We start from the raw sequence: 25,687 nt of genomic DNA, 5'->3' as shown, positions 1-25,687 counted from the left end.
TTCCGGTTCTGCGTCGGTCTCGGGCCACGACGGCGGGTCAGGTCAGCTGCTCGATGAGCCGGATCAGGTCGTTGCGCCCGAGTCCGTGCTCGCGGGCGGCGGTCACCAGCGCCCGGGCCGCCTCGGCGACCGGGGCGGGCGGCGTGGCGGCGGACGCCACCCGCGCCCCACGGCCCCGGCGGAACTCGAGCACGCCCTCGTCGCGCAGCTGCCGGTAGGCCGCCAGCACCGTGTTGCGGTCGACCGACAGGGCGGCCCCGAGCTCCACCGCCGGAGGAAGCTGCTCGCCGACCTTCAGCTCACCGGACCCCACGCCCTGACGGACACAGGCGGCGATCTGGTGCTGCAACAACTCCCGCGACGAATGATCGATCACCCATCTCATAGTGCTAGCATTATTAGCACCATTACGGCCGGCGTCAACCGCGACCGGCAGTGATCACCAGACGAACTCCGGTCCCCGTGCCGTCCCGCCCGGCAGCAGCGACCGGCCGGTGTACTCCCAGCTCTCCACGACCCGGTAGCGGCGGCCACGCGGAGCGTCGAGGTCGACCGGCCCGCAGGTGTGCTTGAGCGCGAAGTCGGTGAACATCAGACCCTTGCAGACGTACGGCCCGGCGACGACGTCCTTGGTCTGCGCGTCCTCCACCGACAGGGACACGTCCGTCTGCACCCCCGGCGTCGCCTCGATGTGCCCCACCACGCGGATCGCGCTACCGACCGCGTGGCACGGCTTGGCGAGCACGGGATGACCGATGTCCCAGGTGTAGGCGTCGCCGCACTGGTACGGGCCGAAGCGGACGAGACCGTCCACCTGCCCGGGGCCGACGGAGACACCGGCATGCGCCGGACCGGCCGACACCTCGGCCTGCGCTGCGCCGGAGTCCTGCCGCCGCCCGTCCGCGGCGGACGCCGCTGCGGCCCCCGCCACCACGGGCTGGGCCGGCACCGGCCCGGGCATCCGGGACGGGCCGGCCGTCGAGCGCCCGCCCGGCGGGTTCCCGCCGGGCCCGGCCGGCGGCGCCGCGGCGGAGGAGGCCCCCGCCGCCTGCAGATACCCCGACTGCCACACGCCGTAGCCGGCGGCCGCCGAGGACAGCAGGACCACGGTGATCAGGGCCGCCAGCGCGCCCGGGCGGCGCCACCGCCAGGTGCCGGGGCGGTTGCGGGGCGCCCTCGGCCGCGGCCCGGGGTGCGCCGAGGGATGGCGGGCGGGTCGCACCGGCGGGGGTGAGAGCCGCGGCGGATCGTCCTCGCCGGCGTCCGCCCCGGCGACGGGCGCGGGCAGCGCCGGCACGTCCCCCAGGAGCCGGGCCAGGCCGGAGAGGGTGTCCGCGAGCTCGACGGCCGACGGCCGCCGGTCCTTGTCCTTGTCCATGCAGGAGCTGATCACCGACCACAGCTCCTCGGCGACCCCGGCCGGGCGTACCGGCTTGTCGTCGAGGTGGCTGCGCAGCACCGCCATCGGGTCACCGGCGTACGGGGGCCGGCCGGCCACGAGCTCGTAGAGCACCACACCCAGGGCGTACACGTCGGCCGGCGGGGTGGGCTCGCCGCCGCTGATCGTCTCGGGGGCCATGTAGTGCGGCGTTCCGATGATCGCCTGCGGGGTGGTGAGACCCGGCGCGTCCAGGATCCGGGCGATGCCGAAGTCGGTCAGCCGCACGTCCCGGCGGCCGTCGCTCTCCCGCAGCAGGATGTTGTCCGGCTTGACGTCGCGATGGACCACGCCGATCCCGTGCGCCTCGGCCAGGGCCGCCGCCACCTGGGCGAGCAGCCGCGCCGCCTCGCCGGCCGGCAGGGTGCCCTCCCGGCGCAGATGCTCCCGCAGGCTGCCGCCGGCGACGAAGTCCATGACCAGCCCGAGCGACTCGCCGGCGCTGAACAGGTCGCGCACACCGACGATGTACTCGTGGCGCAGCATCATCAGGATGGTGCGCTCCTGCACGAACCGCGTCACCAGCTTGGGCTGGCGCAGCATGCCCTCGTGCAGGAGCTTGACCGCCACGTGCTCGCCGGAGGTGCGCTCCATCCCCCGCCACACCGTGCCGGTCGCGCCGTGCCCGACGGGACAGATGAGGATGTATGAGCTGCCGACGCACCGACCGCTGAGGTCCACGGTGGCCGGCTCGTACGAGCCACGTTCGCTGGCGGGCGAATTCTGCTGCACGTGTCGTCCATTCCTGCGCGGGGAGCAGCGGCATGCGGATCCGGCGAAAGGGCGATGTTGGAGGGCGGGGTCGGGCCGGGGCAAGAAGGGGATGTCGGAACTTCCACGACGGCGCATGTGCTCCGGATGCCCGTTACTCGCCGCCGGGCCTGTCGTTACTACTAAACCGCCAGAAAACGACTTCGCGAACCCGGCTCGCGAACCTCCCGGCGCGTCGGCGGGACTCCTCAGAGGCCGGTCGGGCCGGACGGACATCGAAAACCGCCGACCGGATGCGCAGGCCGAACAGTGTTCGGCTACAGTCGCCCGCGGCGTACCGCCTTCGGCGGGTCCGCCGGGTGCCGGGACGCCGGGTACGGCGCGGGGGCCGCCGTCGTCCCGCCGCCACCGGTGCCGATGCTGCTCGACATGGGGGGTACCTCTGGTGTCAGTTGATTCCATTCAGGATCTGGCCGACCTGCTGCAGCGGCTGAAGGCGCGGACGGGCCGAAGCTACGACGCGCTGGCCCGCCGGGCGAACCTGAGCCGGTCCAGTGTGCACCGGTACTGCTCCGGGGCGGCCGTGCCGGCCGACTTCGAGAGTCTGAGCCGGCTGGCTCGGGCCTGCGGGGCAAATCGGGAGGAGCTGCTCGAACTTCACCGGCGCTGGGCGCTGGCCAGCGCCGCGCCGCGGGAGACCCCCGCGACGTCTCCCACCATTGAGGACGCGGCGGCCGCCGCGGCACCGGCGGCCGCCGGGGGCCCGTCCCCCGCTGCCGCGGGAGCGACTGCCGCCGCGGGAACGCTGGTTGCCGCTCCGGCGCCGGCAGCCGGCGACGACGAGGCCGCCGGGACGCCCGATACCGGCGACGAGGCCGCCGGGACGGCGAATGCCGGCGACGAGGGCGCCGGGACGGCGGCGCCGAGGTCCCGGCGAATTCCGCGCCGTTACCTGGTCGCGGCGATCGCGCTGGCCTTCGTCGGCGTGATGACGACGGCCGCCTTCGCGGCCAGGCACTGGCAGGAGCGCGACACCGGCGGCGCGACGGCCACCGGGAACGCGGCGGACGGGCGCCTGCTCTTCACGCCCGCCTGCGCCGACGTGGTGAGCATGGGACAGCACGACGAATGCGTCCGGGAGGTGCAGCGGCTGCTCTCCCAGGCCGGCACCACCATCCAGGTGGACGCGTCCTTCGGCCCGGAGACGCTGCGCCGGGTCACCGCCTTCCAGGTCCTCGCCGGGCTGCCGACCAAGGGGGTCGTCGACGACGCGACCAAGGAGGCGCTGTACGCCGGCCGGATCTCCCTGAAGACCTGGTCGCCCGAGCAGGTGGAGCGCCGGGTCCGGCAGGTGTTCCACGAGGAGCCGGACCTGGCCGTGCGGATCGCCCGCTGCCAGTCGTACCTCGATCCGCACTGGATCACGCCGAACACCAACGGCACCCGCAACTGGGGCGTCTTCCAGCTCGCCGACGTCGTGCTCGACCGGTACCAGGGCACGCCCCGGCAGGCGTTCGACCCGGAGTGGAACATCCAGACGGCGCATCGGCTGTATATCGACAAGCAGGGCTTCAGCAACTGGCCCGCCTGCCTGAAGGCGGCGCTGCCGAGCTGAGCGTACGGCCGGTCGCCGCGGACCCCCGGGCCCGTGGCGACCGGCCGCCCCCGATGCGGACTACGCGGTCCGCCCTACCAGCAGCTGCCACACCGTCGGCGTGACGACCCCGTCCGCGGGCAGCTGAGACTCGTTCTGGACGGCGCGGACCGCCGCCGCGGTCCGGTCACCGAAGGCGCCGTCCACCTCCAGGCCGTACCCCAGCGCATTGAGCTGGACCTGCACGGCCTTGACCGCGTCTCCGCGGTCGCCCGGCCGGACGGCGCGGATCAGCTTCGACCAGGACATCATCCCGACGATGCCGTCCGCGGTCGCTCCCTGCGCGGCCTGGAACTTCTTGACCGCCGCCTCGGTGCCGGGACCGAACTTCCCGTCCGCGTCCACCGGGTGGCCGGCGGCGGTGAGCAGGTGCTGCACGGTCCACACGTCCACCCCGGTGGCGCCGCGCTCGACCTTCGGCCAGGCGGCAGGCTGGGTCGCCGCGGTCCACCAGGTGGTCTGCCGGCGGGCGCCGGCCCAGCTGAAGCTGAAGTGGACGTGGTCGGTGTGCGGGCTGGAGCCGCTGTACTGCCGCCAGCCCTCGGCGGCCCGGTACGAGCCCCAGATCCGGCCGTTCCAGATGACGTACATCACGCCGAGCCGCCGGGCCATGGCGTGCTTGTTGCCGTGGCGGTCCGTGGCGAGCAGCCAGCCGAGGAACTCGTCGACCCGGGCGCGGTCGGCGCTGTTGCGGGCGTCGACCCGCCAGTCCCACGCGCGTCCCTCCTCGTGCTCGCTGACGTCGTCGGGCGAGCACTCGCGGACGACGCCGGAGTCGCCGGTCGCCGGGTACGTCCGCAGGACCAGCTCGCGGAAGCCGGCGACGCCCGGCTTGACGCTCGGGTCGCAGAGCTTCTGGGGGTCCTCGGCGGCGTACGGGTCGATCGCCGCGCCGAAGACGGGGGTGGTGGGCGCCGCCGCCTGCGCCGGGACGGCGGTGGCGAGCAGGGCGGCGGTCACCAGCAGGGCCGCGCCGCCCCAGCGGCGGAGGGTCGTGGAGAGGTGCACATCGGTCCTTCGGACGGTCGGTCTGGAGGGGCCCGGCGGCCGCGGGGTGAGGAGGGGGGCTACCCGCCCCGCGGCCGCCGGTGGTGGGGATGCGGCGTGGGGGGTTACCAGCCGCAGTGGATGTGGGTGCTGTGGCCGGCGTCGCCGGGGCCGAGCACCTCGGTGGCGCCGAACTGGCGGCAGGCGGCCATGAAGCCACGGTGGTCGGCGCCGCTGCCGACCCGCCGGCCGTTGACGGTGTCGACGTCGAAGGCGCGGCCCTGGTAGTGCCGGGAGGTGGAGCTGTGGTCGCCACCGGCGATCGCGGTGACCCGGTAGCTGTAGCTCTTCTCGGTGTCGAGCTTGACCATGCCGCGGAGCATGTTGATGTTGAGCGTCACGTCCTCGACGCCGACGTCGCTCCACGGGCTCGTCTTCGCCGGCCGGCCGGCCGCGGTGTCGACGATGTTGGCCCGCGCGGTGGACGCCGCGTGGCTCCGGCCGCTCACGTGCGAGTTCAGCAGCACGGTGTCCGGGTCGTCGCGCAGGTGCCTGGCGAGGTCGGCCCGGGTGCCGCCGCCACCGCCGCCGCCGTTGTTGCCGTCGCCGGCGTTGTTGACCAGGGCCTGCCAGGTGTTCGGGCCGATGATGCCGTCGGCGTCGAGGCCGGCCTTGCGCTGGAACGCCTTGGTCTCCTTCTCCGTGTCCGGCCCGAACTTGCCGTCCACGTCGACGCCGTAGCCGTTGGCCTTGAGCTGGGACTGTGCGGCCTTGACCGCGTGGCCCGAGCTGCCCTGCTGGACCTGGACGATCAGCTTGGCCCAGGTCTTCGGGCCGACGTCGCCGTCGGACACGAGCCCCTTGGCGCTCTGGAACTTCTTGACGTTGGTCTCGGTACCGGGCCCGAAGTCGCCGTCCGCGTCCGTGTCGTAGCCGTGCTGCGAGAGCAGGTACTGGATCGCCGTGACGTCCGCGCCCTTGTCGCCGCGCTTGACCGTGGGCCAGCCCTGCGCGGCGGCCGCCTGCACGGCCGCGACCTCGAAGGCCGGGGTGACGGCCTGCACGGGCGCGGTGGCGAAGAACGCCGGGGCGAGCGCCGCGAGCGTCGCCGCGGCGAGAATGCCTCGTCTCATCGCTTCTCCTGGGTGAGGGGTGGTGGTGCCGGCGCGAGCCTCAGCAGCGGTACATGGGGTTGGGGTGCGCCCGCTCGCAGTACCGGATGTGCAGGTGGTTGTCGTGGTTGTCGTACTTGGACGTCAGGCCGGCGCTGATCAGCTCGGGGTCGTTGAAGTAGATGAACTTCACGTGGCCCGGGGCGGCGGCCCGGATCTCGTTGACGAGCTTGCGGGTGGCGGCACGGTCGTACGTGGACGAACGCCAGGTGATCCGGCCGCCGGTACACTGCGCCGAGTCCGTACGGATCGGCCAGATGTCGATGTCCATGCCGCGCTCGTGGCTGGCGTGGCCGTCGATGTCGCCGCCGTGCTCGAAGCTCGCGTCGCCGACCGGGACCTTGCCGTTGCCGCCGCCGAAGTTGCGGGCGGCGGCCTCCAGCTGGGCGACCGCCGCGGCGGTACCCCAGTTCGCGGAGGCGTTGCCGTCGGGGTTCTGGTCGCACATGGTGCCGGCGAAGTTCACCTTCTCGAAGTGCCAGAGCAGCTGCTTCCAGGTGTTCGGGCCGGCGATGCCGTCGGCGCCGATGCCCGCGTGCGTCTGGAAGGCGCGGACCGCGCGGTCGGTGCCGCCGCCGAAGTCGCCGTCGACGCCCAGCCCGGCCGCCCGCTTGGCGTTCAGCAGCGTCTGGAGCGCCTTCACCGCCGGGCCCTTGTCGCCCTCGCGAACGGTCTTGACCAGCTTCGACCAGGTGTCCGGCCCGACGATGCCGTCGGCCTCCAGCCCGGCCGAGCGCTGGAAGGACTTGACGGCGTTCTGGGTGCCGGGGCCGAAGACCCCGTCGGTGTCCACGGTGGTGCCGTGGGCGGCGAGCAGGTATTGCAGGGCGACGACGTCGGTACCGCGGTTGCCGACGCTCTGCGGGTGGAAGTACGCGGCCGGGGCGGCGTACGCGGTGGTGCCGGCGCCGAGCAGCGCGGCAAGGACGACGCCGAGCATCATGACGAGCCGAGTCGGGCCGCGGCCACGAAGGACGTGGCGAGGCAGCATGAATCCTCCCGAGGATATGGATGAGGAGCGTCCGATTTGGACGTGTTGCTCAGAAGGCGATCGAGACCTTCAGCGGTGACTTCGACGCGTCGACCAGCCGGACCTTGAAGCGGGTGCCGTTCCTGACGTCCGTCGCGACGGCGACCCAGTCCTTGCCGACGCCCTGGAACGTGTCGTTGCGGTTGCACTTCTCGGTGTGGTCGACGAACACGACGCAGGCGAAGACGAAGTGGTCGCCGCCGGGGACGCGCACGTTGACGTCGTTGCACCGGTCGCTGGCCGTGTACGGCCCGAAGTTCTGCCTCGCGCTACCGGCCGTGTACGTCACGCTGACCTGCCCGCCGTAGCAGCTGGTGGCCGCGGCCGCGGGTGCCGCCGGGGCCAGCGCCACGGCCAGCGAGCCCAGCCCCAGCGCCGCGAGCGCGCCCGCCGTCTTTCGTCCCGTCACGGGAACCTCCTCATTGCGTCGCGGGTGCTTGTCCGAGCGGTCCGTGGGCGTCCGCGACGGGCGCCCATATCGACCGCGGCGAAACCGTGCCAAGCGGCGGACGGGGCACACAACGCCGCGGTCGCGCCCTGGGACGCTGGGATGGGAGGACGGCCCTGACCTGCGGCGGAGCCGGGGAGATGGGAGACCGGCCGGGACGCGCGGGGCGCCGTACCCGGCGAAGAGAGAAACGCCCCGCGCAGCCGGGGCTGCGCGGGGCGTGGGCGGGTTCGCCGTGCGGTCAGGGACAGGTGGCCCGGCTCGAGATCTTCAGCTCGACGACCGCGCCGGGGTACTCGGTGGGGTTGAGGAAGAGGTACTCGTTCGGGCGCACGCACCACACGACGCCGTCGCCGCCCATGTCGAACTTCAGCAGGGCGGTGTCGTCGTCACGCGAGTTGTAGACGGCGTACGCGCCGCGGCTGCGCGGACCGAGTTTCTGCCAGTACCCGGCGTCCTTGTAGCCGGCGGTCGGGTTGCGCTTGCGGCTGGCGTCGTCGCTGTTGCCGTAGAAGCAGACCCGGGGGTACTCGCAGCCGTAGGTGACCGCGGCGGCGGCCGGCTCGGCGGAGACGAAGGCCCCGGCCGCCATCGCGCCGGCGGCAAAGCCGGCGACGGCGAACCGCCGGAGGATCGAAGTCTTCTGCACTGTTGCTCTCCTGATCGGGCAGGTACGGATGAACAGCCGCGAGCCTGTCTGGACGACCGTGGCGCAACGACGACGCCGCCCGCACCTGGGACAGAGGGACGGCCCCTCCCCCCTTGAGCAGGCGAAACGTGCCCATCGCGGGACGCCGGATGGGATGGGGGTGCCGCCGGGGCCCGGCCGGCCTCATCCGGCAGGGGTGAGGCCGGCGGACGGCGGGGCGGCGACGCTGGTCGCCGGGCCGCCTCCGGTGGAAGGACGGTACGGCGATGACGAGAACCCTCCGGCCCGCTGCGCCCGCCCTGGTCGGCGCGGTGGGTGCACTGATCTTCTTCTGCCTGTCGGTGACGCCGTCGCTGCTGCCCCGTGGACCGGTCCTGCAGGGCATCGTCAGCGGGATCACCACGGCCCTCGGCTACGGGCTCGGCGTGCTCCTGGTCTGGCTGGCGGCGAAGCTGTCCCACCGGCCGCTGCCGGGGCCGCGGCCGGTGCACTGGCGCTGGCTGGCGATCGTCGCCGTACCCGTCGTGGGAGTCTTCCTCTTCCTGGGGTCGGTCTGGCAGCGCGAGGTACACCACCTGATGGGGATGCCGGCGCCGTCCCGGTCCGGGTTCCTCGTGGTCCTGGTCGTCGCGGCCGGGACCGCGGCCGGGCTCGTCGGTCTCATGCGGGTCCTGCGGGCCGCCGCGCGGGCGACCGGCCGGTTGCTCGGCCGGTGGATACCCGCGGCCACCGCCCGGGTGATCGCCGGACTGGCGGTGGCGCTGCTCGCGCTGGGCGTCCTCAACGGCGTGGTGATCGATGGCTTGTTCGCCGTCACGGACGCCGCGTTCCGCGACGTCAACGACGAGACCGAACCGGGCCTGGCCCCGCCGGACGATCCGCTGCGCTCCGGCGGTCCCGGTTCCGGGGTGTCGTGGGCGTCGCTGGGCAACCAGGGCCGGCAGTTCGTCGCGGGCGGTCCCGGCCCGGAGGAGCTGCGCGCCTTCGGCGGCGCCGGGGCCCGGCGTCCCGTCCGGGTGTACGCCGGGCTGGACTCCGCGCCGACCTCCCGGGAGCGAGCCCGGCTCGCCGTCCGGGAGCTGGAGCGGACCGGCGCGTTCCAGCGCAAGGCGCTGCTCGTGATCACGACCACCGGGACCGGCTGGGTGGACGAGAACGGGGTGGTGCCCCTGGAGTACATGTACCACGGCGACACCGCGATGGTGGCGCTGCAGTACTCGTACCTGCCGAGCTGGCTCTCCTTCCTGGTCGACAAGGAACGGGCCCGCGAGGCCGGACGGGACCTGTACAACCAGGTGTACGCCGTCTGGTCGAGGATGCCGACGGGTGCCCGGCCCAAGCTGCTCGTCTTCGGGGAGAGCCTGGGTTCGTTCGGCGCCGAGTCGGCGTTCGGCGGCGCCGACGACATCCGCAACCGCGTCGACGGGATGCTGCTGGTCGGACCGCCCAACCGGAACACGCTGTGGCGGGAGTACGTCGCCGGCCGCGACCCGGGCAGCACCGAGATCCTGCCCAGCTACGAGCAGGGCGCCACGATCCGGTTCGCCCGCGACCCGGCCGGCGACCTCGACCGGCCGGCCACCGCCTGGGGCACGCCGCGGGTGGTCTACCTGCAGCACCCGTCGGACCCGATCGTGTGGTGGGCGCCGCGCCTGGCCGTCAGCCGCCCCGACTGGCTGCGCGAGCCGCGCGGCGCCGACGTGTCGCCGGACGTACGCTGGTTCCCGCTCGTGACGTTCTGGCAGGTGACCGCCGACATGGCGTTCTCCACCGGGGTGCCCGCCGGCCACGGGCACAGCTACGGTACGGCCCCCGTCACGGCCTGGGCGGACATCGCGGCGCCGGACGGCTGGACGCCCCCGCGCACCGCCGACCTGACCGCCCTGCTGTCCGCCGCCGGCGAGTGAGCCCGGCTCGGGCACCGAGGGCCGTCACGGCGCGACGAAGGCGTTCACGAACGCCGGGCCGCCGAAGATGCTGTCCACGAAGAGACCGCCCACCTGGGAACCGTGCAGGGTGAACGTCATCTCCACGTAGAGCGGCACCACGGGCGCGTACTCCCGCATGATCTTCTCGTCGAGCGCCGCCCATCCGGGCCCCTGCTGCCCCGGCGGCAGGCGCAGGACCCGGTCGAACTCCGCGTTCAGGGCCGGGGCGTCGAGGTAGGACGTGCCGTTGTTGCTGCCGTCCGCCTTGATCGACCGCCCGTCGTAGAGCACCGGCAGGATGGCGCTCCCGCTGGGCCAGTCCGCGGCCCAGGACCCCGGGTACAGGTCCCAGGGGTTGTCCCGCTTCTTGGTCTCCTCCAGGAACGAGCCCGCCGGGACCATCTTCATCCGGATCCGGAAGCCGGCCCGCTCCAGGTTCCCCTTCAGGAAGGCACCCACCGTCTGGCCCTCGGCGTCGTCGGGGAAGGCGAGGACCAGCTCCGCAGACGCGCCCCCGAGCAGCTCCCGGGCCTTGCGCGGGTCGCCGCCCGGCCCCGCGGGATAGGCGTCGTAGTCGCGCCGGCCGATCGTCGCCGGCGGCATCAGCGTGGTGACCGGCCGGGCGACCACCGCCCCGCCCAGCGTCTTGACCAGGCCGTCGCGGTCGACGGCGTAGTTCAGGGCCCGGCGCACCGCGAGGTCCGTGACCCGCCGCGTGTTGATGGTCAGGGTGCTCAGCGTCGACGCCGGCGACTGCAGGGTGCGGGTGCGCAGGCCGGCGTCGCCGAGCACCCGGGCGACGAGCGAGGGCCCCACGCCGTCCCAGGACACCGCGGTCCGGTCGGCACCACGGTCGCCGATGATCCGGTTGATCTGCGTGGCCGGGTCGGGGCCGAACTCCAGGACGAACCGGTCCGGGTACTGGTGGCGGACCGGGTCCGTGGCGGGGTCCCAGTGCGGGTTGCGCTCCAGGGTGATCGAGGTGCCGGGGACCGTGCCGGTGATCCGGTACGGACCCGACGACACCGGCCGGGCGTCGTAGCCCACGCCGGTGTCCCGCGCCGCCGGCACCGGGGCGGTGGCCGGCAGCGACGCCGCGAACGGCAGGTCACAGTGCGGTGCGTCGAACGCCAGCCGCAGGGTACGCGGATCCGGCGCGCTCAGGCCGGGCGGCAGCGCGGACCGGTCGGCCGCGAAGTCGAACACGGTGTCGTACCGGGGCGTGCCGGCCAGCCACTCCTGCAGGTACGTCGGCCCGCCGGTGAGCGCCAGGTCGAACGAGCGGGCGATGCCGTACGCGATGTCCCGGGCCGTGACCACAGTGCCGTCCTCGAACCGGACGTTGCGCTTGATCCGGAACTCCCACGTCCGGCAGTCCCCGCCCACGTCGGTGCCCGGCGTCTCGGCGAGATCGCCCACCAGCCGCACCCGGCCCTGCCCGTCGTCGGCGAAGGTGGTGAGCCGCCGGGCGTAGAGCTGCGACGCGTTGAGCCCGAGGAAGGAATAGATCCGCTGAGGATCCCGGCGAGCCAGGGCGGTCTGCCGGATGACGGTGACCGTCCCGCCCGCTCGCGCGCCGGGCACCGGCGGTGCCGGGCCGGCGGACTCGGCCGGGTCGGTGGCGATGGCGCCGACCACCTGGCGGTCCGGTTGCGCCGCGGGTTCGCCGGCCCGGTCGTTGCCGGTGCACCCGCCGAGGACGGCGCCGAGCATCAGCGCCGTGAGCGCCGGGACGATGGGGTGCCGCATCTCTTCCTCCAGGTGTTCAGCGCAGCCGGACCCGTGGGTCGATCACCGCGTACAGCACGTCCACGGCGAGGTTGGCCGCGACGACGACGGCGGCCGCGAGCAGGACCGTGCCCATGACCATGGGCAGGTCGCCCTGGTTGACCGCGTCGACCGTCGTCCGGCCCAGGCCGTGCAGGCCGAACGTGGTCTCGGTGACCAGGGTGCCGCCGAGCGCGGCACCCACGTCCAGCCCGGCGACCGTGACCAGGGGCGTGATCGAGGCGCGCAGGACGTGCCGGCGGACCACCGTGCGCCGCGGCAGGCCCTTGGCCTCCGCGGTCCGCACGAAGTCCTCCGACATCGTCTCCAGCAGCTGCGCGCGGGTGAGCCGCACATAGGCGGCCGAGAACAGCAAGGCCAGCGTGCACCAGGGCAGGACCAGGGCGGTGGCCCAGGCCGCCGGGTCGTCGAGGATCGAGGTGTACTGCGGGTACGGCAGCAGCCGCAGACCGTACACGAAGGTCAGCAGCAGGACGCCGCCGAAGAGGTAGAGCGGCACCGACACCCCCGCGATGCACAGCCCGGACAGCACCCGGTCGGCCAGGGCGCCGCGGCGCAGCGCGGAGGTCATCCCGAGCCCGAGGCCGATCGTCAGCCACAGCACGGCGGCCGGGATCACGATGCTCACGGTCACCGGCAGGGTCCGCGCGACGGTCGCCGTCACCGCCTCCCCGGTGACGTACGAGTAGCCGAGGCACGGCGCCGGGCAGCTCCCGCCCTGCGCGCGCCCCAGGTCCCGGCCGGCGACCAGGCCCCGCACGTACCGCAGATACTGCACGGGTAGGGCCTCGTCGAGTCCCCACTCCGCGCGGACCCGTTCGAGCCGGGCGGTGTCGCAGTTCTTCGGGCACATCGCGGCCGCCGGGTCGCGCGGCAGCACGAAGAACATCCCGAAGGTGAGCACGCTGACCGTCGCCAGCGTGAGCACCCCGGCCAGCAGCCGGCGGAGCAGGAAGACGGCCATCACCGCGGCACCGGCCGCGACGACCGCGGATCGAGCGCGTCGCGCACCCCGTCGCTCACCAGGTTGACGGCGAGCACGAGCAGGAACAACGTCACCCCGGGAAACAGCACGTACGCGGGATCCGTCTGCAGGTAGTCGAGCCCGCGGTACAGCGTCCGACCGAAGTCGGGAGTCGGTTCGAGCATCCCCACACCGAGGAACGACAGCGCCGCCTCGCCGGCGATGTACGCGGGGACCAGCAGCGAGAACCCGACCAGAAGCGGCGCTCCCAGATGGACCAGCAGCTCGCGGACCAGAATCCGGCGGGGGCCCGCCCCACTGGCCCGGGCCGCCAGCACGAACTCGCGGTGGCGCAACGACAGCAGCTGGCCGCGAACCAGCCGGGCGGTGCCCGCCCAGCCGAACGCCGCGAACAACCCGATCAGCGACCCGGCCCGGAACCATCCCGGCACCACCTCGCGGGGGCCGTAGAAGTGCAGATCCAGGGGGCGGATCAGCGCGATGGCGCAGATCAGGAACGGCAGGGCGAGTGCGACGTCGGTGACCCAGCCCAGGACGGCGTCCACCCGGCCGCCCAGGTAACCGGCGAGGCCGCCGACCAGGCAGCCCAGCGCGGTGGCGAGCACGGCGGCCGGCACCGCGATGCCCAGGGAGGTGCGCAGGCCGAAGACGATCTGGATGAACAGGTCCCGGCCGAGCGCCGGCTCGACGCCGAACCAGTGCGCCGCCGAGACGCCGCCCGCCACGCCGTAGGGCATGCCGTACGGATCGAGCTCGCCGGTGAACGTCTCCTCAGGAGCGACGCCGTACGCGGCGGCAACCCACGGCGCGGCCGCCGCCAGAATCACGAAGAACGCACACCCCAGGCCGCCGGCCAGCATGGACCGGTCACGCCGGAGCCGGAGGACGACCAGCCGGAGCGGGGACCGGGCGGCCATCCGCTGCCCGCTGCTCTCCGCCGTCATCCCGACCTCGCATCGTCTGATGTCGATCCCGTCGAGGCTATCAAGGACGGCGCGGCCGGACCGCCCGGCCGACAGTTTCGACCCTGCTCGAATGTCTCTGGCCCGGCGCGAGCGGGGCGCCGAGGCTGGGCGGCACAGAACGCATCGAGGAAGGAGAAACCGTTGCAGCGGATCTTCACCGCGGCGGTGGCCGCCGCGGTCGTGGCGCTGCCGACGCTGACGGCCGGCGGGCCCGCCGCGGCCGGCCGGTCCCTCGCGGCGAGCGTGCCCATCGCGACCGGCGGGTTTGCAGGTGGCGGCCCCATCGCGGCCGGCGGGCTTGCGGCCGACCGGCTTGCGGCCGGGATGCTCGCGGCTGGCGGGCTCGCGGCCGACCGGCTTGCGGCCGGGACGCTCGCGGCTGGCGGGCTCGCGGCCGACCGGCTTGCGGCCGGGACGCTCGCGGCTGGCGGGCTCGCGGCCGACCGGCTTGCGGCCGGGACGCTCGCGGCTGGCGGGCCCGCGGCTGGCGGGCCCGCCGTCGGACCGAAGCCCGTGCCGCCGCCGTCCGGGTCCGGCTCCGCACCCACCACCGGAGCCGACGCGCTCCGCAACCCGTCCCGCGGCTATGTGGACGGCGTCGACGACCAGCGCGACGACTGGGGCGACGAGGCCACCCTGTCCAACCACGGCTCGTACTGGCGCAGCAACTACGCGGCGCTCTGGCAGACGATCCTCTGGGCCGACGGCCACATGAACGAGGCCGACATCGACTGCGAGTTCGGCCCGCAGACCGAGGCCAACACGCGTGCCTGGCAGGCCACCTACGGACTGCCACAGACCGGCAAGGCCGACACCGCCAGCAGAACCTTCGCCGACAACTTCATCAACTCCGATCCGCTGGGCCCGGAATACTTCCGTTACCTCGGCACCGGCGGGCGCTACATCCAGTTCCACCGCTATGGAGGCGGTGTGTCGAACCCGTACCGGTACGACGTGAACTTCTTCGGCGAGTGGCGCGGGAGCTGGTACAACAGCGTCTCGCTCTCCCGCTGCTGACGCCGCACAGGTGCGGGGGCGTGCCGGGCAGCGATGACGGGGGTATCGCTGCCCGGCACGGGCAAAGCCGGCGTTTGCGCCCGGCGCGAAGACCCGACGCCCCGACGCACCCGGCGACCCGACCGCCGCGCCGTGATCGACCTCCGCACCCCGGCGACCCGTCTCCCGCGCCCCGATCAACCGCCGCGCCCGATCAACCGCCGCGCCCGACCGACCGCCGCGCCCGACCGACCGCCGCGCCCGACCGACCGCCGGGTCCGACCGACCGCCGCGCCCCTATCACCGGCCGACCCACCGCCGTGCCTAACTGACCGCCGCGCCCAACCCACCGCCGCACCCAACGAACCGCCGCCCCGCCACGGGCGGCCGACGGCGTGACAATCGGCGGGTGTCGATCAGCGGACAGAATCCGGCGATCAGGAGCCGGGACACTGGTCCCATGGGGACACTGCACATCCACTTCACCGCCGAGGACGTCAGCCGTACCCGCCTGGCCACCGGACCGGACCCGTTGTGGGAGATCGTCTGCAGCCTGCACCGCCTGCAGACCAGACGGGGCTATGCCGACTTCGCCGACTGGCACCGGCAGGCCCGCCTCGACGTGAACCGGACCGGCCTCACCGAGACCGTCCGCCGGCGACTGCTCCCGATCGCGCCCCTGACCAGCTACTTTCCTGACTTCCTCACTCCGGGACCGGTCACCGATCCCGGTCACGGCATCGACCTGGTCCTAGCCACCGGCCGTCCACGGCTGCGCGAGGAGATAGGGAGGCTGACCGGTGGCCCCGGCACCGACGCCTGGCTCGACGACCTCGCCGCCGGGCGCACTCCCGCCCTGCACGAGCTGGGCACCTCGCTGCGCCGCTACTTCGACACGGCGATCGCCCCGTACTGGTCAGAGATCAGCGCCGCCGTCTCGGACGACCGGGCGCTGCGCGGAGCCAAGGTCCTCACCGCCGGCGCCGGGCAGCTCCTCGACGACCTCGGGCCGGACACCCGATGGGATCCGCCGGTGCTCTCCATCCACCCCTATCCGCGGGAAAGGCACTTCGAGCTCGGCGGTCGCGGAATCGTGCTGATCCCCTCGTACTTCTGCTGGCACGCCCCCATTGCCCTCGCCGACCCGGAACTGCCGCCCACCCTGGTCTACCCCGCGCGCCGGCAACGCGGCGAGCCACCACCGGTCCGGCGACGCGACCTGGGCCCGCTGATCGGCCACACCCGCCTGGCCGTCCTGCGCTCCGCGGTGCCCGGGGCCACCACCAGCGAACTGGCCCGCCGCGTCGGCATCTCCCTCGGCACCGCCAGCCACCACACCTCCGTCCTGCGCGAGTCCGGTCTGATCGAGAGCCGGCGCCACGGCAACCTCATGCTGCACCGGATCACCGAGCTGGGGGACGCCCTGCTGGACGGCACGCCGGAACACTGACCGCCAACCGTGTCGTCCAAGACCTCAGCGTCGTCAACGCTCATGGCCAGGCCGTATCGTCGACCCTGCCGGTCACCTCGCCCTGCCGCGCCACCTCGCCCTGCCGCGCCACCTCCCCCTGCCGCGCCACCTAGCCCTGCCGCGCCACCTAGCCCTGCCGCGTCACCTCCCCCTGCCGCGTCACCTCCACCTCCCCCTGCCGCGTCGTCTGGCCCGGCCCTGTCGTCCCCAGGAGTCCCGCGCCCCGGGTTGCCGAACCCCACCGGAGATCGTCCATGTCACCGTGGATACTCACCGGTCGGCACTGCCTTCCAAGGAGTCCCGCGTCCCGAGCCACGCCGGGCCCGCCGCAGACCGGCCTTGCCGTCAGGGACGCTCCTCGCCGCGGTCATGTCGTCAGATGAGCTCGGCGTCGTGGACCAGGAGGGCTATCTGGACCCGGTTGTTCAGATCGAGCTTGCTGAGCAGGCGGGAGACGTGGCCCTTCACCGTCGGCACCCCCATGCCCAGGTCGCTCCCGATCTCCGCGTTCGAGCGGCCCCGCCCGACCAGCACCGCCACCTCCCGCTCGCGGTCGGTGAGCATGGTCAGCCGCTGCCGTGCCCGGGCCCGCCGGGTGCCCGCCTCGGGATCGGCAACGTGGTCGATCAGGCAGCGGATCACCGACGGTGACAGTGTCGCCGCGCCCGAGGCGACGGCCCGCACGGCCGCCAGGATCTCCCACGGTGGGGTGTCCTTCAGAAGGAAGCCGCTCGCCCCGCCGCGCAGAGCCTCGAGCACATACTCGTCAGCGTCGAAGGTCGTCAGCACGATCACCTGAGGAGCGCCCGGACGGCTGCGGATGCGCCGGGTGGCGACCAGGCCGTCCACCCGCGGCATCCGGATGTCCATCAGGATCACGTCGGGCCAGTGCGCGGCGGCCACACGCACCGCCTCGGAGCCGTCGTCCGCCTCGGCCACCACCTCGATATCCGGCGACTCGCCGACCAGGATCCGTAACCCGGCCCGAACCAGCGGATCGTCGTCGACGATCGCCAGCCGGATAGGCCGTTGAGGAGCGTCATCCGCCACGGAGCGGCACGCGCTTACGCGCGAAGCATCGAGGACACCCTCCGGCGCAGGGCCACACGACTCTCCCGAAGAAGCAAAGAGAGCACCGCCCGGCACGGAGCCGGACGAGCCTCTCGGCGAAGCGTCGATGGCACCGTCCAGGACGGAGCCGGACGAGCCACTCGGCGGAGCACCGAGGGCACCGCCCGGCACCGAACCACACGAGCCTCCCGGCGAAGCGTCGAGGACACCGCCCGGCACCGAACTACACGAGTTCCCGGGAGAATCACCGAGAGCACGATCCGGCACGGCGCCACACCGGCGTTCCGAGAGAGCAACGAGGACGCCGTCACGCTCTGAAGCACCTGTAAGAGCGACGACGCCACTGTCCGGCGCGCCGAGGCGCGAGTCGTTCACGCGGGCCACGGTAGCTCCGCCTCCAGTCTGAATTGGCCTCTGTCCCCGCCGTAGCGCACCTGCCCGCCGGCGAGCGCCACCCGCTCCCCTATGCCCACCAGGCCGAGTCCGCCGTGCGGCGGCGGAGTGTCGCGCGCGTCGGGACACGGGTTGACGATCGTGATGCGCAGGCCGTGCCCGGCTTCGCCCGCCAGGCGCACCGACGCCGCCGGGCCCGATCCGTGTTTGCGTGCGTTGGTGAGTCCCTCCTGAACGATCCGGTACGCGGTCCGTCCCAGCACCGTCGGTGGCTCATCGGCCTCCACCGCGTTGACGAAGTCCACCGTCATCCCCGCCGCTCGTGCGCTCTTCACCAGCTCGACCATGTCGGCGAGGCCGGGCTGCGGCGGCTCTGGACGGCCGTGTGGCGAGCCCACCACCGCACGCAACTCCGTCAGGGCCTCCCGCGCGCTGGACCGGATAGCCCCGGCGGCGATCGACAACTCCTGCGGAGACACCCCGGAGCGCACCTCCAGTGCGCCCGCGTGCAGGCTGATCAGCGACATCCGGTGCGCCACCACATCGTGCATCTCCCGGGCGATCCGCGCCCGCTCGGTGAGCTTCGCCTGCTCGGCGCGCAACTGCTGCTCGGCTTCCAGGCGCGCGGCATGCTCCCGGAGCGATGCGGTGAGCCGCCGGTATGCCTGCATGAACATTCCCCAGCCGATCGCCGCCGCGGTGACCACCCCGCGCACCACGAAGTCGACCCAGATCGCGAAGCCGGGGTGGTCGTGCAGCAGGTAGTAGATTCCCGCGGTCCCCACGTTGGCCGCGCCCAGCAGCAGCAACAGCCGCGGACGGCACCGGATCGCCGCGGTGAACAGTGCCAGGGTGATCGCCCCGGTGGCAGTGACGGACAACGCGCCGAACGGCAGTAGCGCCAGTGTCAGGCCGAGCGGATGCCGGCGGCGCAGCAGCAGCGCGGCCGCGCATCCGAGCCCCAGAGCGACGTCCGCCTGCCACGGGATCAGCGCGCCGGGCCGGGTCGCGTCACCCAGAATCACCATCACCGATCCGTATGCCATGGCCAGGGCTATGGCTATGCCGTCGGCGAGCCGGTCCCTGGCTGCCGTCCCTGCGCCGGGCCGGGGCACGAGGAGATCGAACAACATGCGGGAAGCCTAGGAGGAACGTCCGGCGCGGGGGAACGTACCAAAGTAGGGTTCGCACCGATCCCTGAGAAGGCTGTGGCGACCCGCCTGCACATCGCATGCTTCCCGGCATGACCTTGCTCCGTTTCGGAACGGCGATGCTCGCCGCGGCACTGTGGGGTGTGGTGGCCGGGCTCTGGACTCCGCGCGGCCCCCTCACCACCGCGGAGGCGCTCTGGTCCATCGCGATCAGCCTGGCGGTGGGCTTTGTGGCCGGCCGGTCGGCCCGCTCACGCTGGGCGATCATCGGCGGCCCGGTGGCATACGCGGTCGCCGTCGAGCTGACCCGGCTGACCGTGACAGGGCCGTCCGTGGACGCGCCCCACCTGAGCGTCTTCGGGCTGATGGCCCTGCTCGCCGGCCGTGGCGTCCACGGCCTGCTGGCACTGCTCCCCCTTGCACTGGGCGCGGCCTACGGCCTGGGCCGCCAGGTGCGCCGAGATCACCAGGACCGTCGAGAATCTCAGCAACCTCACGACCACGAGGACCCTCACGACCACGAGGACCGTCACGACCCTCACGACCGCGAGAACCATCAGGACCGTCACGACCGCGAGAACCATCAGGACTGTCACGACCACGAGGACCGTCACGACTACGACGACCGTCAGGACCACCGAGACCGCCGGAATCGCCGGGGCCGGATACTCGTCTCCACGACCACGGCCCTCCTCGTCTTGGTCACCGCGGGCGTAGCGCTCCCGGCCCGCACCCCGCCGATCCCGGGCGGCGTCGCCGAACTCACCAGCGTCGACGCCAACGGCCACCGCCTCGGCATGTTGATCCGCGGGCAGAGCCCCGCCCTGCCGGTGCTGCTGTTCGTGCCTGGCACCCCAGGGGGTTCGGAGAAGGGTGCGGCGCGACGCCACCTCGCCGCGCTGGAGAAGCACTTCGTCGTGGTCACCCTGGACCGGCGCGGCGGCGGCTCGTCCTACGCGGCCCTCGACCCCACCTCCACCGTCACCGTCGACGACGCCGTCGCGGACATCGTCGCCGTCACCGACCACCTGCGGAACCGCTTCCGACAGCAGCGGATCTATCTGCTCGGCTTCTCCGGCGGCTCAGTGCTGGCCACCCTCGCGGCCCACCGGCACCCCGACCGCTACCACGCCTACATCGGCACGGGCCAGGCAGTCGATCTGGAGGCCAGCGATCGGATGTTCTACACCGACATCATGGCCTGGGCACGCACCACCGGACACGACGACGTGGCGGACCAGCTCACCGCACAGGGTGCGCCACCGTACGCGGACTTCTGGTCCTACGAGCCGCTCCTGCTCCACGAGAACGAGGCCTACGCCCAAGGCGAGCCGACCCTGGAAACGGACGCCAGCGAGTTCACGCTGCTGGAGAAGGCACACTCCGTCAACGCGATCATGGACACCTGGCACGTCCTCTACCCCCGCATGCAGAACACCGACCTGCGCCAGGAGGTGCCCGCGCTGCCCATCCCCGCCTACTTCGTCCAAGGCGCCCAGGAGATGCGCGGTCTGGCCGTCGTCTTCGACCAGTGGTACGCCGAGCTTCAGTCGCCGGACAAGAGACGGCAAACCATCCCGGGCGGTCACCGCGCTCTCTTCGAGCACCCGGAGGAGTTCGCCACCGCCGTGACGACGCTGCTCGCTCCCACATGAGGCGTCCGGAGCCCCGTGGAAGCCTCCGTGGCCGGAGGCGGTGCAGTGATCATCGCCTGCCACACGGCCGCCGCCGCCCATGAAAGGACTACCCGCAATGCAGGACGCGCTGGCCCTCGTGGAGCACGCCTGGATCCGCTTCCCCGGTGGGGCGCGCTGCCATCACCTACCAGATGGGCTCCCGCATGTGACCATGCTGGCTGCTGCCTGCGAACGACTACCAGGTCGACATGCTGTCAGGTGCAGCCGGAGTAGCCGCGTCCGCGGGCCACCTCGACGGCCGCGCGGACGTCGGCGATCGGGGTGTCGTGGCCCAGCACGCCGTCGATCAGGTACAGCACCTCGTCCGCCGTGAACGGCTTGGCGAGGTAGTAGTTCGCCCCGCTCTCCCGGCCGCGTGCGGCGGCGTCCGGGGCCGCGGTCAGCAGCAGCACCGGAGCCTCGGAACCCTGCTTGATCCGGATGCTGCGCAGCACCTCGTACCCGTCCAGCCGCGGCATCATGAGGTCCAGCACCACGAAGTCCGGGTGCAGGTCCTCGAACGCGCGGACGCCGTCCGCGCCGTCCACCGCGACGTGCACCTCGTGACCGTCCAGCTCCAGCACGTCGCTCAGCAACTGCCGGATCGCCGGGTCGTCATCGACCACCAGGACCTTGGCCATGCGCTCCTGTCCTTTCGTCCTTGGGAGATCCGCCCCGGTCTTGAGAGAGCGAGGAACCCCCGGGTCTTGGGAGGGAACCGGTCTTCCGGAGAGGACCGGCTCTGGATCAAATCGGCTCTGGATCAAATCGGGTCTGATAAGAAATCGGGTCTGAGGCGAGCTCGGGTCTGAGGCGAGCTCGGGTCTGAGGCGAGCTCGGGTCTGAGGCGAGCTCGGGTCTGAGGCGAGCTCGGGTCTGACAGGAACTCGGGTTCGCGGCGAACCACCTCCCGGTCAGCGGGCGAACGCATGGATCATCTGCAGCACCCCCGGTCCGAGGATCACCACGAACAGGGCCGGGAACAGACAGAACAGCACCGGAAAAAGAATCTTGATCGGCACCTTCTGGGCGATCTCCTCCGCGCGCTGGCGGCGCCGTACCCGCATCTCTCCGGCGTGCTCGCGCAGCACCCCTGCGATCGGGATGCCCAGCTCGCCGGCCTGCACGACCGCCGTCACGAACGTGCGCAGCTCCGCGACCGTGGTCCGCTCCGCCAGCGCGCGCAGCGCCGCCGCCCGCCCGACGCCCAGCTGCATCTCCTGCAGCACCCGCAGCAGCTCGCGCGCCATCGGGGTACGGCCGTGCTGCGCCACCTGCGCCATGGCGGCGTCGAACCCCAGACCCGCCTCGACGCTGATGACCAGCGTGTCGAGGACGTCCGGCATGGACAGCAGGAGTTCCTGCTGCCGCTTCAGGGCCATGTTGTAGATCAGCAGGTCCGGTCCCAGGAACCCGGCGGCCGCTCCCACGACCCCGCCGGCCACCGCTCCGCCGCCGGCGCCGAGCAGCGCGGTGAAGCCGGCGCCGACGAGCGCGCCCGCCACGAGCGTGACGCCCTTGAGCGGCACCACCCGGTGCAGGGGCAGGGACGGCGGGTTGCCGGCGTAGTCGAGGTGCCGTTGCAGGCGGGCCACGGCGCCGGACGGCGTCAGGAGCGTGCCGAGCCGGCCCAGCCGCCGGGCCAGCGGTGCACCGAGCCGCTCGGCCAGGGGCCGGTCGCGCGGGGCGACGAACGTCGCCGGGTTCGGCCGGGGGGTCGCCTCGAGGAGGCGGGCCACCGCGGCGCCGGCCGGGGCGCCGGTGAGGGCCAGCGCCAGCACGAGCACGGCGGCGGTCAGGGCAACCAGGCCGAGTCCGAGCAGGACCGAGGGCGGCACGCTACACCTCCACCTTGACGAGCTTGCGCAGCCAGAGGGCGCCGATGAGGACGCCGGTCACCGAGGCGCCCAGCATGAGCAGGCCCAGCGGCTCGGTGTAGAGCGGGCGCAGGTACTCGCGCCGGAACACGAACATCCAGGCGCCGAGCACGATCGGCATGCTGAGCAGGATGAGGGCGGACAGCCGGCCCTCCGCCGAGAGGGCGCGGACGTGCCGGTGCAGGCGGGCCCGGTCCCGCATGGTCGCGACCGCCGTCTCCAGCACCTCCGACAGGCTTCCGCCGACCTCGCGCTGGATCCGGATCGCCATGACCAGCCAGGAGAGGTCCTGGCTGGCGTTGCGCTCGGCGACCCGTTCCAGCGCCTCCTCCAGGTCTCCGCCGAGCCGGGTCTCGGCCAGCGCGCGGCCCAGCTCCCCGGCGATCGGCTCGGCACCGTCGCGGACCAGGGCGTCCAGGGACTGCGGCAGCGAGAAGCCGGACCGCAGAGAGCCGACCAGCAGTTGCAGGGCGTCGGGCAGCTGGTCGGCGAACGCGCGGGTGCGCAGCGTCGCCCGCAGCCGCAGGTACAGCCCGGATCCGCACCAACCGGCCAGCATCCCGCCCGGCATGGCGGCCCACCAGGGCAGCACGGTCAGCAGGGCCACCGCGCCGCCGACGGCGCAGCCGAGCCGGATCAGCTGCCACTCCGCCGGGCGCAGCGAGCTTCCGGCGCGGTCGAGCGCCAGCTCGAGGCGCTTGCGGCGGTCCGGTTCGCGGACGGCGCGCTCCGACGCCTCCATGACGGCGCGGACGAGGCCGTTGCCGTCGGGGGCCTCCGCCGGTGCGCCGCGGCGGACCGGGGCGAACCGGTCCAGCTCCCCCAGCCGTCGCTGGACCCGGCCGCGCGCGGCGAGGGGGCGCGCGGCCAGCAGCGTCGCGCCGAAGATCGCGACGGCCACCACCGCCAGCATGAAGCCCGGCCCGGCCGGGCGGGACGCGGGTGCCAGGACCGGCAGCGGGCCGGATCCGCCGGCCGGGTCGGCCCGGAACGTGACGGGTGCCTCGGCGGTCAGCACCAGGGTGCCGAGCCGGGCCTCGACGCGCAGCACGGTCGACCGTCCGGCCAGGTCTCCCGGTACGCCGGCGCGCACCACCACCGGCGCCGACAGGTTCTCCGCCATGCCGCGGAAGGACGCGCGGAGCGCCTTGGCGTCGCCCGCGGTGAGCACCCGGCCGCCGGTGACTCCGGTGAGGTCCGCCAGGCGGCGGCGGTCCGCGTCGGCGCCGAACGCCACCGCGTCCATCGTGGCGTCGACCCGGGCCGCGCCGGACAGCAGCCGGTCCGCGCTCAGCCGGGAGGAGGTGTCGGCGCCGTCGGACAGGACGACGATGCGGCGCTCGAGGAAGCCGTCCGCCGCGGGATTGCGCCGCGGGTCGAGCAGGTTTCCGGCGAGGCTGATGCCGTCGTAGAGCGCGGTCCGGCCGCGGGCCGCGAGTCCCTCGACGGTCCGGCCGAAGGCCGCCCGGTCGGTGGTGGGTTCCAGGGCGACGGCGGCGGCGTCGGAGACGGTGACCACGCCCAGCCGGACGTCGGCCGGCGCGGCCGCGGCGTAGTCGAGCGCCGCGGCGCGGGCGGCCACCAGCCGGGCGCCCGCCATGGATCCGCTCGTGTCGAGGACGAGCACGACCGCGCGGGCCGGGGCGCGGGCCGGCGTTCCGGCCACCGGCCGGCTTTCGGCCCCGAAGGTGACGCCGTCCGCCGTCGCGGTCCACCGCGCCCCGGCGAGGGTGGTTCCCGCCGGCAGGTCGTGACCGGAGACGAAGAACTCGACGGCGCCGGGCGACGGCTGCAGGCCGGTGAGCACGATGCCCGGCGAGCCGGGCGGGGCCGCGGCGGCGCCGCCCGCGGACAGCATTGTCGCGGCCAGTGCGAAGGCCGCGGCGACCAGGGGCCGGATCACCGGGCACCGGCCTGGAAGACGTCGACCGGGACCGTGACCCCGTGCGCGGCGAGATGGTCCAGGAAGCGGGGGCGCAGGCCGGTCGGCTGCAGCTTGCCGCGGAAGCGCCCGGCGGCGTCGGTGCCCGCCTTCAGGTCGAACAGGAACAGGTCCTGCAGGGTGATGACGCCGGACTCCATGCCGACGACCTCGGTGACGTGGGTGATCCGGCGGCTGCCGTCCTGCAGCCGGCTGACCTGGATGATGAGGTGCACGGCCGAGGCGACCTGCTCGCGAATGGCCCGGACCGGCAGGTCCATGCCGGCCATCAGGACCATCGTCTCCATCCGGGCGAGCGCGTCGCGCGGGGTGTTGGCGTGCAGCGTGGTCAGCGACCCGTCGTGGCCGGTGTTCATGGCCTGGAGCATGTCCAGCGCCGCGCCGTCGCGGACCTCGCCGACGACGATGCGGTCCGGCCGCATCCGCAGCGCGTTGCGCACCAGGTCCCGGGTGGTGACCGCGCCGCGCCCCTCCACGTTCGGCGGCCGGGACTCGAGGCGTACGACGTGCTCCTGGTGCAGTTGCAGCTCCGCGGCGTCCTCGACCGTGACGATCCGTTCCTCGGCGGGCACGAACCCGGAGAGCACGTTGAGCGTCGTGGTCTTGCCGGAGCCGGTGCCCCCGCTGACGACGATGTTGAGGTGGCCGCGGACGCAGGCCCGCAGCAGGTCGGCGGTCTGCCGGGTCAGCGTGCCGAAGGCGACGAGGTCGTCGACGGTGAACGGGTCCCGGGAGAACTTGCGGATGGTCAGCGACGAGCCGTCCAGCGCGATCGGCGGCACGACGGCGTTCACCCGGCTGCCGTCGGGCAGGCGGGCGTCGACCATCGGGCTGGCCTCGTCGACGCGGCGGCCCACCCGGGACACGATGCGGTCGATGACCCGGCGCAGGTGGGCCTCGTCGGCGAACTCGACCCCGGCGGGCTCCAGGCGGCCGCCGCGCTCGACGTAGACGCGGTGCGGGCCGTTCACCATCACCTCGTTGACCGACGGGTCGCGCAGCAGCGGCTCGATCGGCCCGTGGCCGAGGATCTCGTCGGTCACCTCGCCGGTGATCCGCGCCCGGTCCGCGCTGGTCAGCGGGGTCTCCTCGGCGGCGAGCAGCTCGGCGACGGTACGGCGTACCTGCAGCTCCAGCTCGTCGGCCGCGCCCATGTCGTCGTACAGCTTCGGGCCGAGCAGCTCGGCCAGCCGGCGCTGGATGCGCTGCCGCACGTCGCCGAGCGGGTCCGGCGCCGGACGGGCGGCACCGGCGCGGGCCGGGCCGGCCTCGGCGCGGGCCGGGTTCGCCGGCCGCCGGTCACCGCCGGCCGACGAGGCGCGCTGCCGCTGCGACAGGTGGTCGCTCAGGCCCAT

Annotated in this window: 21 protein-coding genes; 5 read left to right on the top strand and 16 right to left on the bottom strand. The window is 73.3% G+C overall.

The genetic code is table 11. The annotated features are described in order from the left end of the window. Positions 1 to 37: 37 nt before the first annotated feature. On the bottom strand, positions 38 to 385 hold the full coding sequence (locus IEY99_RS26020) for a GntR family transcriptional regulator (protein WP_189206696.1): 348 nt from the start codon (positions 383 to 385) through the stop codon (positions 38 to 40). A 54-nt stretch (positions 386 to 439) separates the two neighbouring features. Beyond that, complete coding sequence (locus IEY99_RS34510) at positions 440 to 2,170, bottom strand: serine/threonine-protein kinase (RefSeq protein WP_229799251.1); 1,731 nt, start codon at positions 2,168 to 2,170, stop codon at positions 440 to 442. Between the two features lie 424 nt (positions 2,171 to 2,594). Between IEY99_RS34510 and IEY99_RS26010 the strand changes: the two genes are divergently transcribed. Next, positions 2,595 to 3,764 carry a helix-turn-helix domain-containing protein gene (locus IEY99_RS26010; RefSeq protein WP_229799250.1) on the top strand — a complete coding sequence of 390 codons (1,170 nt, stop codon included), beginning with the start codon at positions 2,595 to 2,597 and terminating at the stop codon, positions 3,762 to 3,764. Between the two features lie 60 nt (positions 3,765 to 3,824). Here the strand turns inward: IEY99_RS26010 and IEY99_RS26005 are convergent, their stop codons facing one another. The 5 genes from IEY99_RS26005 to IEY99_RS25985 all read right to left on the bottom strand — a co-directional run bounded on the left by IEY99_RS26005 (position 3,825) and on the right by IEY99_RS25985 (position 8,089). Further along, positions 3,825 to 4,811: a peptidoglycan-binding domain-containing protein gene (locus IEY99_RS26005; protein ID WP_189206695.1), complete on the bottom strand. Its 987-nt coding sequence runs from the start codon at positions 4,809 to 4,811 to the stop codon at positions 3,825 to 3,827. Positions 4,812 to 4,915: 104 nt separating this feature from the next. Beyond that, positions 4,916 to 5,923, bottom strand: a complete 1,008-nt coding sequence (locus tag IEY99_RS26000) for a peptidoglycan-binding domain-containing protein (protein WP_189206694.1) — start codon at positions 5,921 to 5,923, stop codon at positions 4,916 to 4,918. A gap of 40 nt (positions 5,924 to 5,963) precedes the next feature. Next, positions 5,964 to 6,953 (bottom strand): peptidoglycan-binding domain-containing protein, encoded by a 990-nt coding sequence (locus IEY99_RS25995; RefSeq protein WP_229799249.1) that lies wholly within the window; start codon positions 6,951 to 6,953, stop codon positions 5,964 to 5,966. Positions 6,954 to 7,002: 49 nt separating this feature from the next. Further along, on the bottom strand, positions 7,003 to 7,401 hold the full coding sequence (locus IEY99_RS25990; RefSeq protein ID WP_189206693.1) for a hypothetical protein: 399 nt from the start codon (positions 7,399 to 7,401) through the stop codon (positions 7,003 to 7,005). Positions 7,402 to 7,681: 280 nt separating this feature from the next. Further along, positions 7,682 to 8,089 (bottom strand): hypothetical protein, encoded by a 408-nt coding sequence (locus tag IEY99_RS25985; protein WP_189206692.1) that lies wholly within the window; start codon positions 8,087 to 8,089, stop codon positions 7,682 to 7,684. A 266-nt stretch (positions 8,090 to 8,355) separates the two neighbouring features. On the opposite strand from IEY99_RS25985, the gene IEY99_RS25980 reads away from it, so the two are divergent. Next, positions 8,356 to 9,996, top strand: a complete 1,641-nt coding sequence (locus tag IEY99_RS25980; protein WP_229799248.1) for an alpha/beta hydrolase — start codon at positions 8,356 to 8,358, stop codon at positions 9,994 to 9,996. Positions 9,997 to 10,020: 24 nt separating this feature from the next. Here IEY99_RS25980 and IEY99_RS25975 read toward each other — a convergent pair whose 3' ends face one another. Genes IEY99_RS25975 through IEY99_RS25965 form a run of 3 tightly spaced genes read right to left on the bottom strand, consistent with a single transcriptional unit; the run spans position 10,021 to position 13,734 of the window. Next, on the bottom strand, positions 10,021 to 11,766 hold the full coding sequence (locus IEY99_RS25975) for an ABC transporter substrate-binding protein (RefSeq protein WP_189206691.1): 1,746 nt from the start codon (positions 11,764 to 11,766) through the stop codon (positions 10,021 to 10,023). 16 nt (positions 11,767 to 11,782) lie between these two features. Beyond that, entirely contained in the window at positions 11,783 to 12,769 is a 987-nt protein-coding gene (locus IEY99_RS25970; protein ID WP_189206785.1) for an ABC transporter permease, read from the bottom strand. Continuing rightward, a complete protein-coding gene (locus tag IEY99_RS25965) occupies positions 12,769 to 13,734 on the bottom strand; it encodes an ABC transporter permease (RefSeq protein ID WP_189206690.1) in 966 nt (321 codons plus the stop codon). Before IEY99_RS25965 ends, IEY99_RS25970 begins: the two co-directional genes overlap by 1 nt. 162 nt (positions 13,735 to 13,896) lie before the next feature. On the opposite strand from IEY99_RS25965, the gene IEY99_RS25960 reads away from it, so the two are divergent. Then, on the top strand, positions 13,897 to 14,772 hold the full coding sequence (locus IEY99_RS25960; protein WP_189206689.1) for a peptidoglycan-binding domain-containing protein: 876 nt from the start codon (positions 13,897 to 13,899) through the stop codon (positions 14,770 to 14,772). A 439-nt stretch (positions 14,773 to 15,211) separates the two neighbouring features. Next, positions 15,212 to 16,201 carry an ArsR/SmtB family transcription factor gene (locus IEY99_RS25955; RefSeq protein WP_189206688.1) on the top strand — a complete coding sequence of 330 codons (990 nt, stop codon included), beginning with the start codon at positions 15,212 to 15,214 and terminating at the stop codon, positions 16,199 to 16,201. 396 nt (positions 16,202 to 16,597) lie between these two features. Here IEY99_RS25955 and IEY99_RS25950 read toward each other — a convergent pair whose 3' ends face one another. Together IEY99_RS25950 and IEY99_RS25945 are read right to left on the bottom strand one after the other, a co-directional pair. After that, entirely contained in the window at positions 16,598 to 17,272 is a 675-nt protein-coding gene (locus tag IEY99_RS25950) for a response regulator (RefSeq protein WP_189206687.1), read from the bottom strand. A 392-nt stretch (positions 17,273 to 17,664) separates the two neighbouring features. Then, positions 17,665 to 18,801 (bottom strand): sensor histidine kinase, encoded by a 1,137-nt coding sequence (locus IEY99_RS25945; RefSeq protein WP_229799247.1) that lies wholly within the window; start codon positions 18,799 to 18,801, stop codon positions 17,665 to 17,667. Positions 18,802 to 18,929: 128 nt separating this feature from the next. On the opposite strand from IEY99_RS25945, the gene IEY99_RS25940 reads away from it, so the two are divergent. Beyond that, positions 18,930 to 20,492, top strand: a complete 1,563-nt coding sequence (locus IEY99_RS25940; RefSeq protein WP_229799246.1) for an alpha/beta fold hydrolase — start codon at positions 18,930 to 18,932, stop codon at positions 20,490 to 20,492. Positions 20,493 to 20,728: 236 nt separating this feature from the next. On the opposite strand, the gene IEY99_RS25935 is transcribed toward IEY99_RS25940, so the two are convergent. The 4 genes from IEY99_RS25935 to IEY99_RS25920 all read right to left on the bottom strand — a co-directional run bounded on the left by IEY99_RS25935 (position 20,729) and on the right by IEY99_RS25920 (position 25,687). Beyond that, a complete protein-coding gene (locus tag IEY99_RS25935) occupies positions 20,729 to 21,154 on the bottom strand; it encodes a response regulator transcription factor (protein WP_189206685.1) in 426 nt (141 codons plus the stop codon). Positions 21,155 to 21,427: 273 nt separating this feature from the next. Next, complete coding sequence (locus IEY99_RS25930; protein WP_189206684.1) at positions 21,428 to 22,351, bottom strand: type II secretion system F family protein; 924 nt, start codon at positions 22,349 to 22,351, stop codon at positions 21,428 to 21,430. A gap of 1 nt (position 22,352) precedes the next feature. After that, positions 22,353 to 24,293, bottom strand: a complete 1,941-nt coding sequence (locus tag IEY99_RS25925) for a VWA domain-containing protein (protein ID WP_189206683.1) — start codon at positions 24,291 to 24,293, stop codon at positions 22,353 to 22,355. Next, the gene (locus IEY99_RS25920; protein WP_189206682.1) at positions 24,290 to 25,687 is read right to left on the bottom strand and encodes a TadA family conjugal transfer-associated ATPase; all 1,398 of its coding nucleotides are present in this window, start codon (positions 25,685 to 25,687) and stop codon (positions 24,290 to 24,292) included. The genes IEY99_RS25925 and IEY99_RS25920 overlap by 4 nt, the downstream gene beginning before the upstream one ends.

This window comes from Couchioplanes azureus (assembly GCF_014648355.1).
Classification (GTDB): Bacteria; Actinomycetota; Actinomycetes; order Mycobacteriales; family Micromonosporaceae; genus Actinoplanes; species Actinoplanes azureus.
The sequence above is the reverse complement of the archived record's forward strand: the minus strand, read 5'-3'. Positions and strand labels throughout refer to the sequence as shown.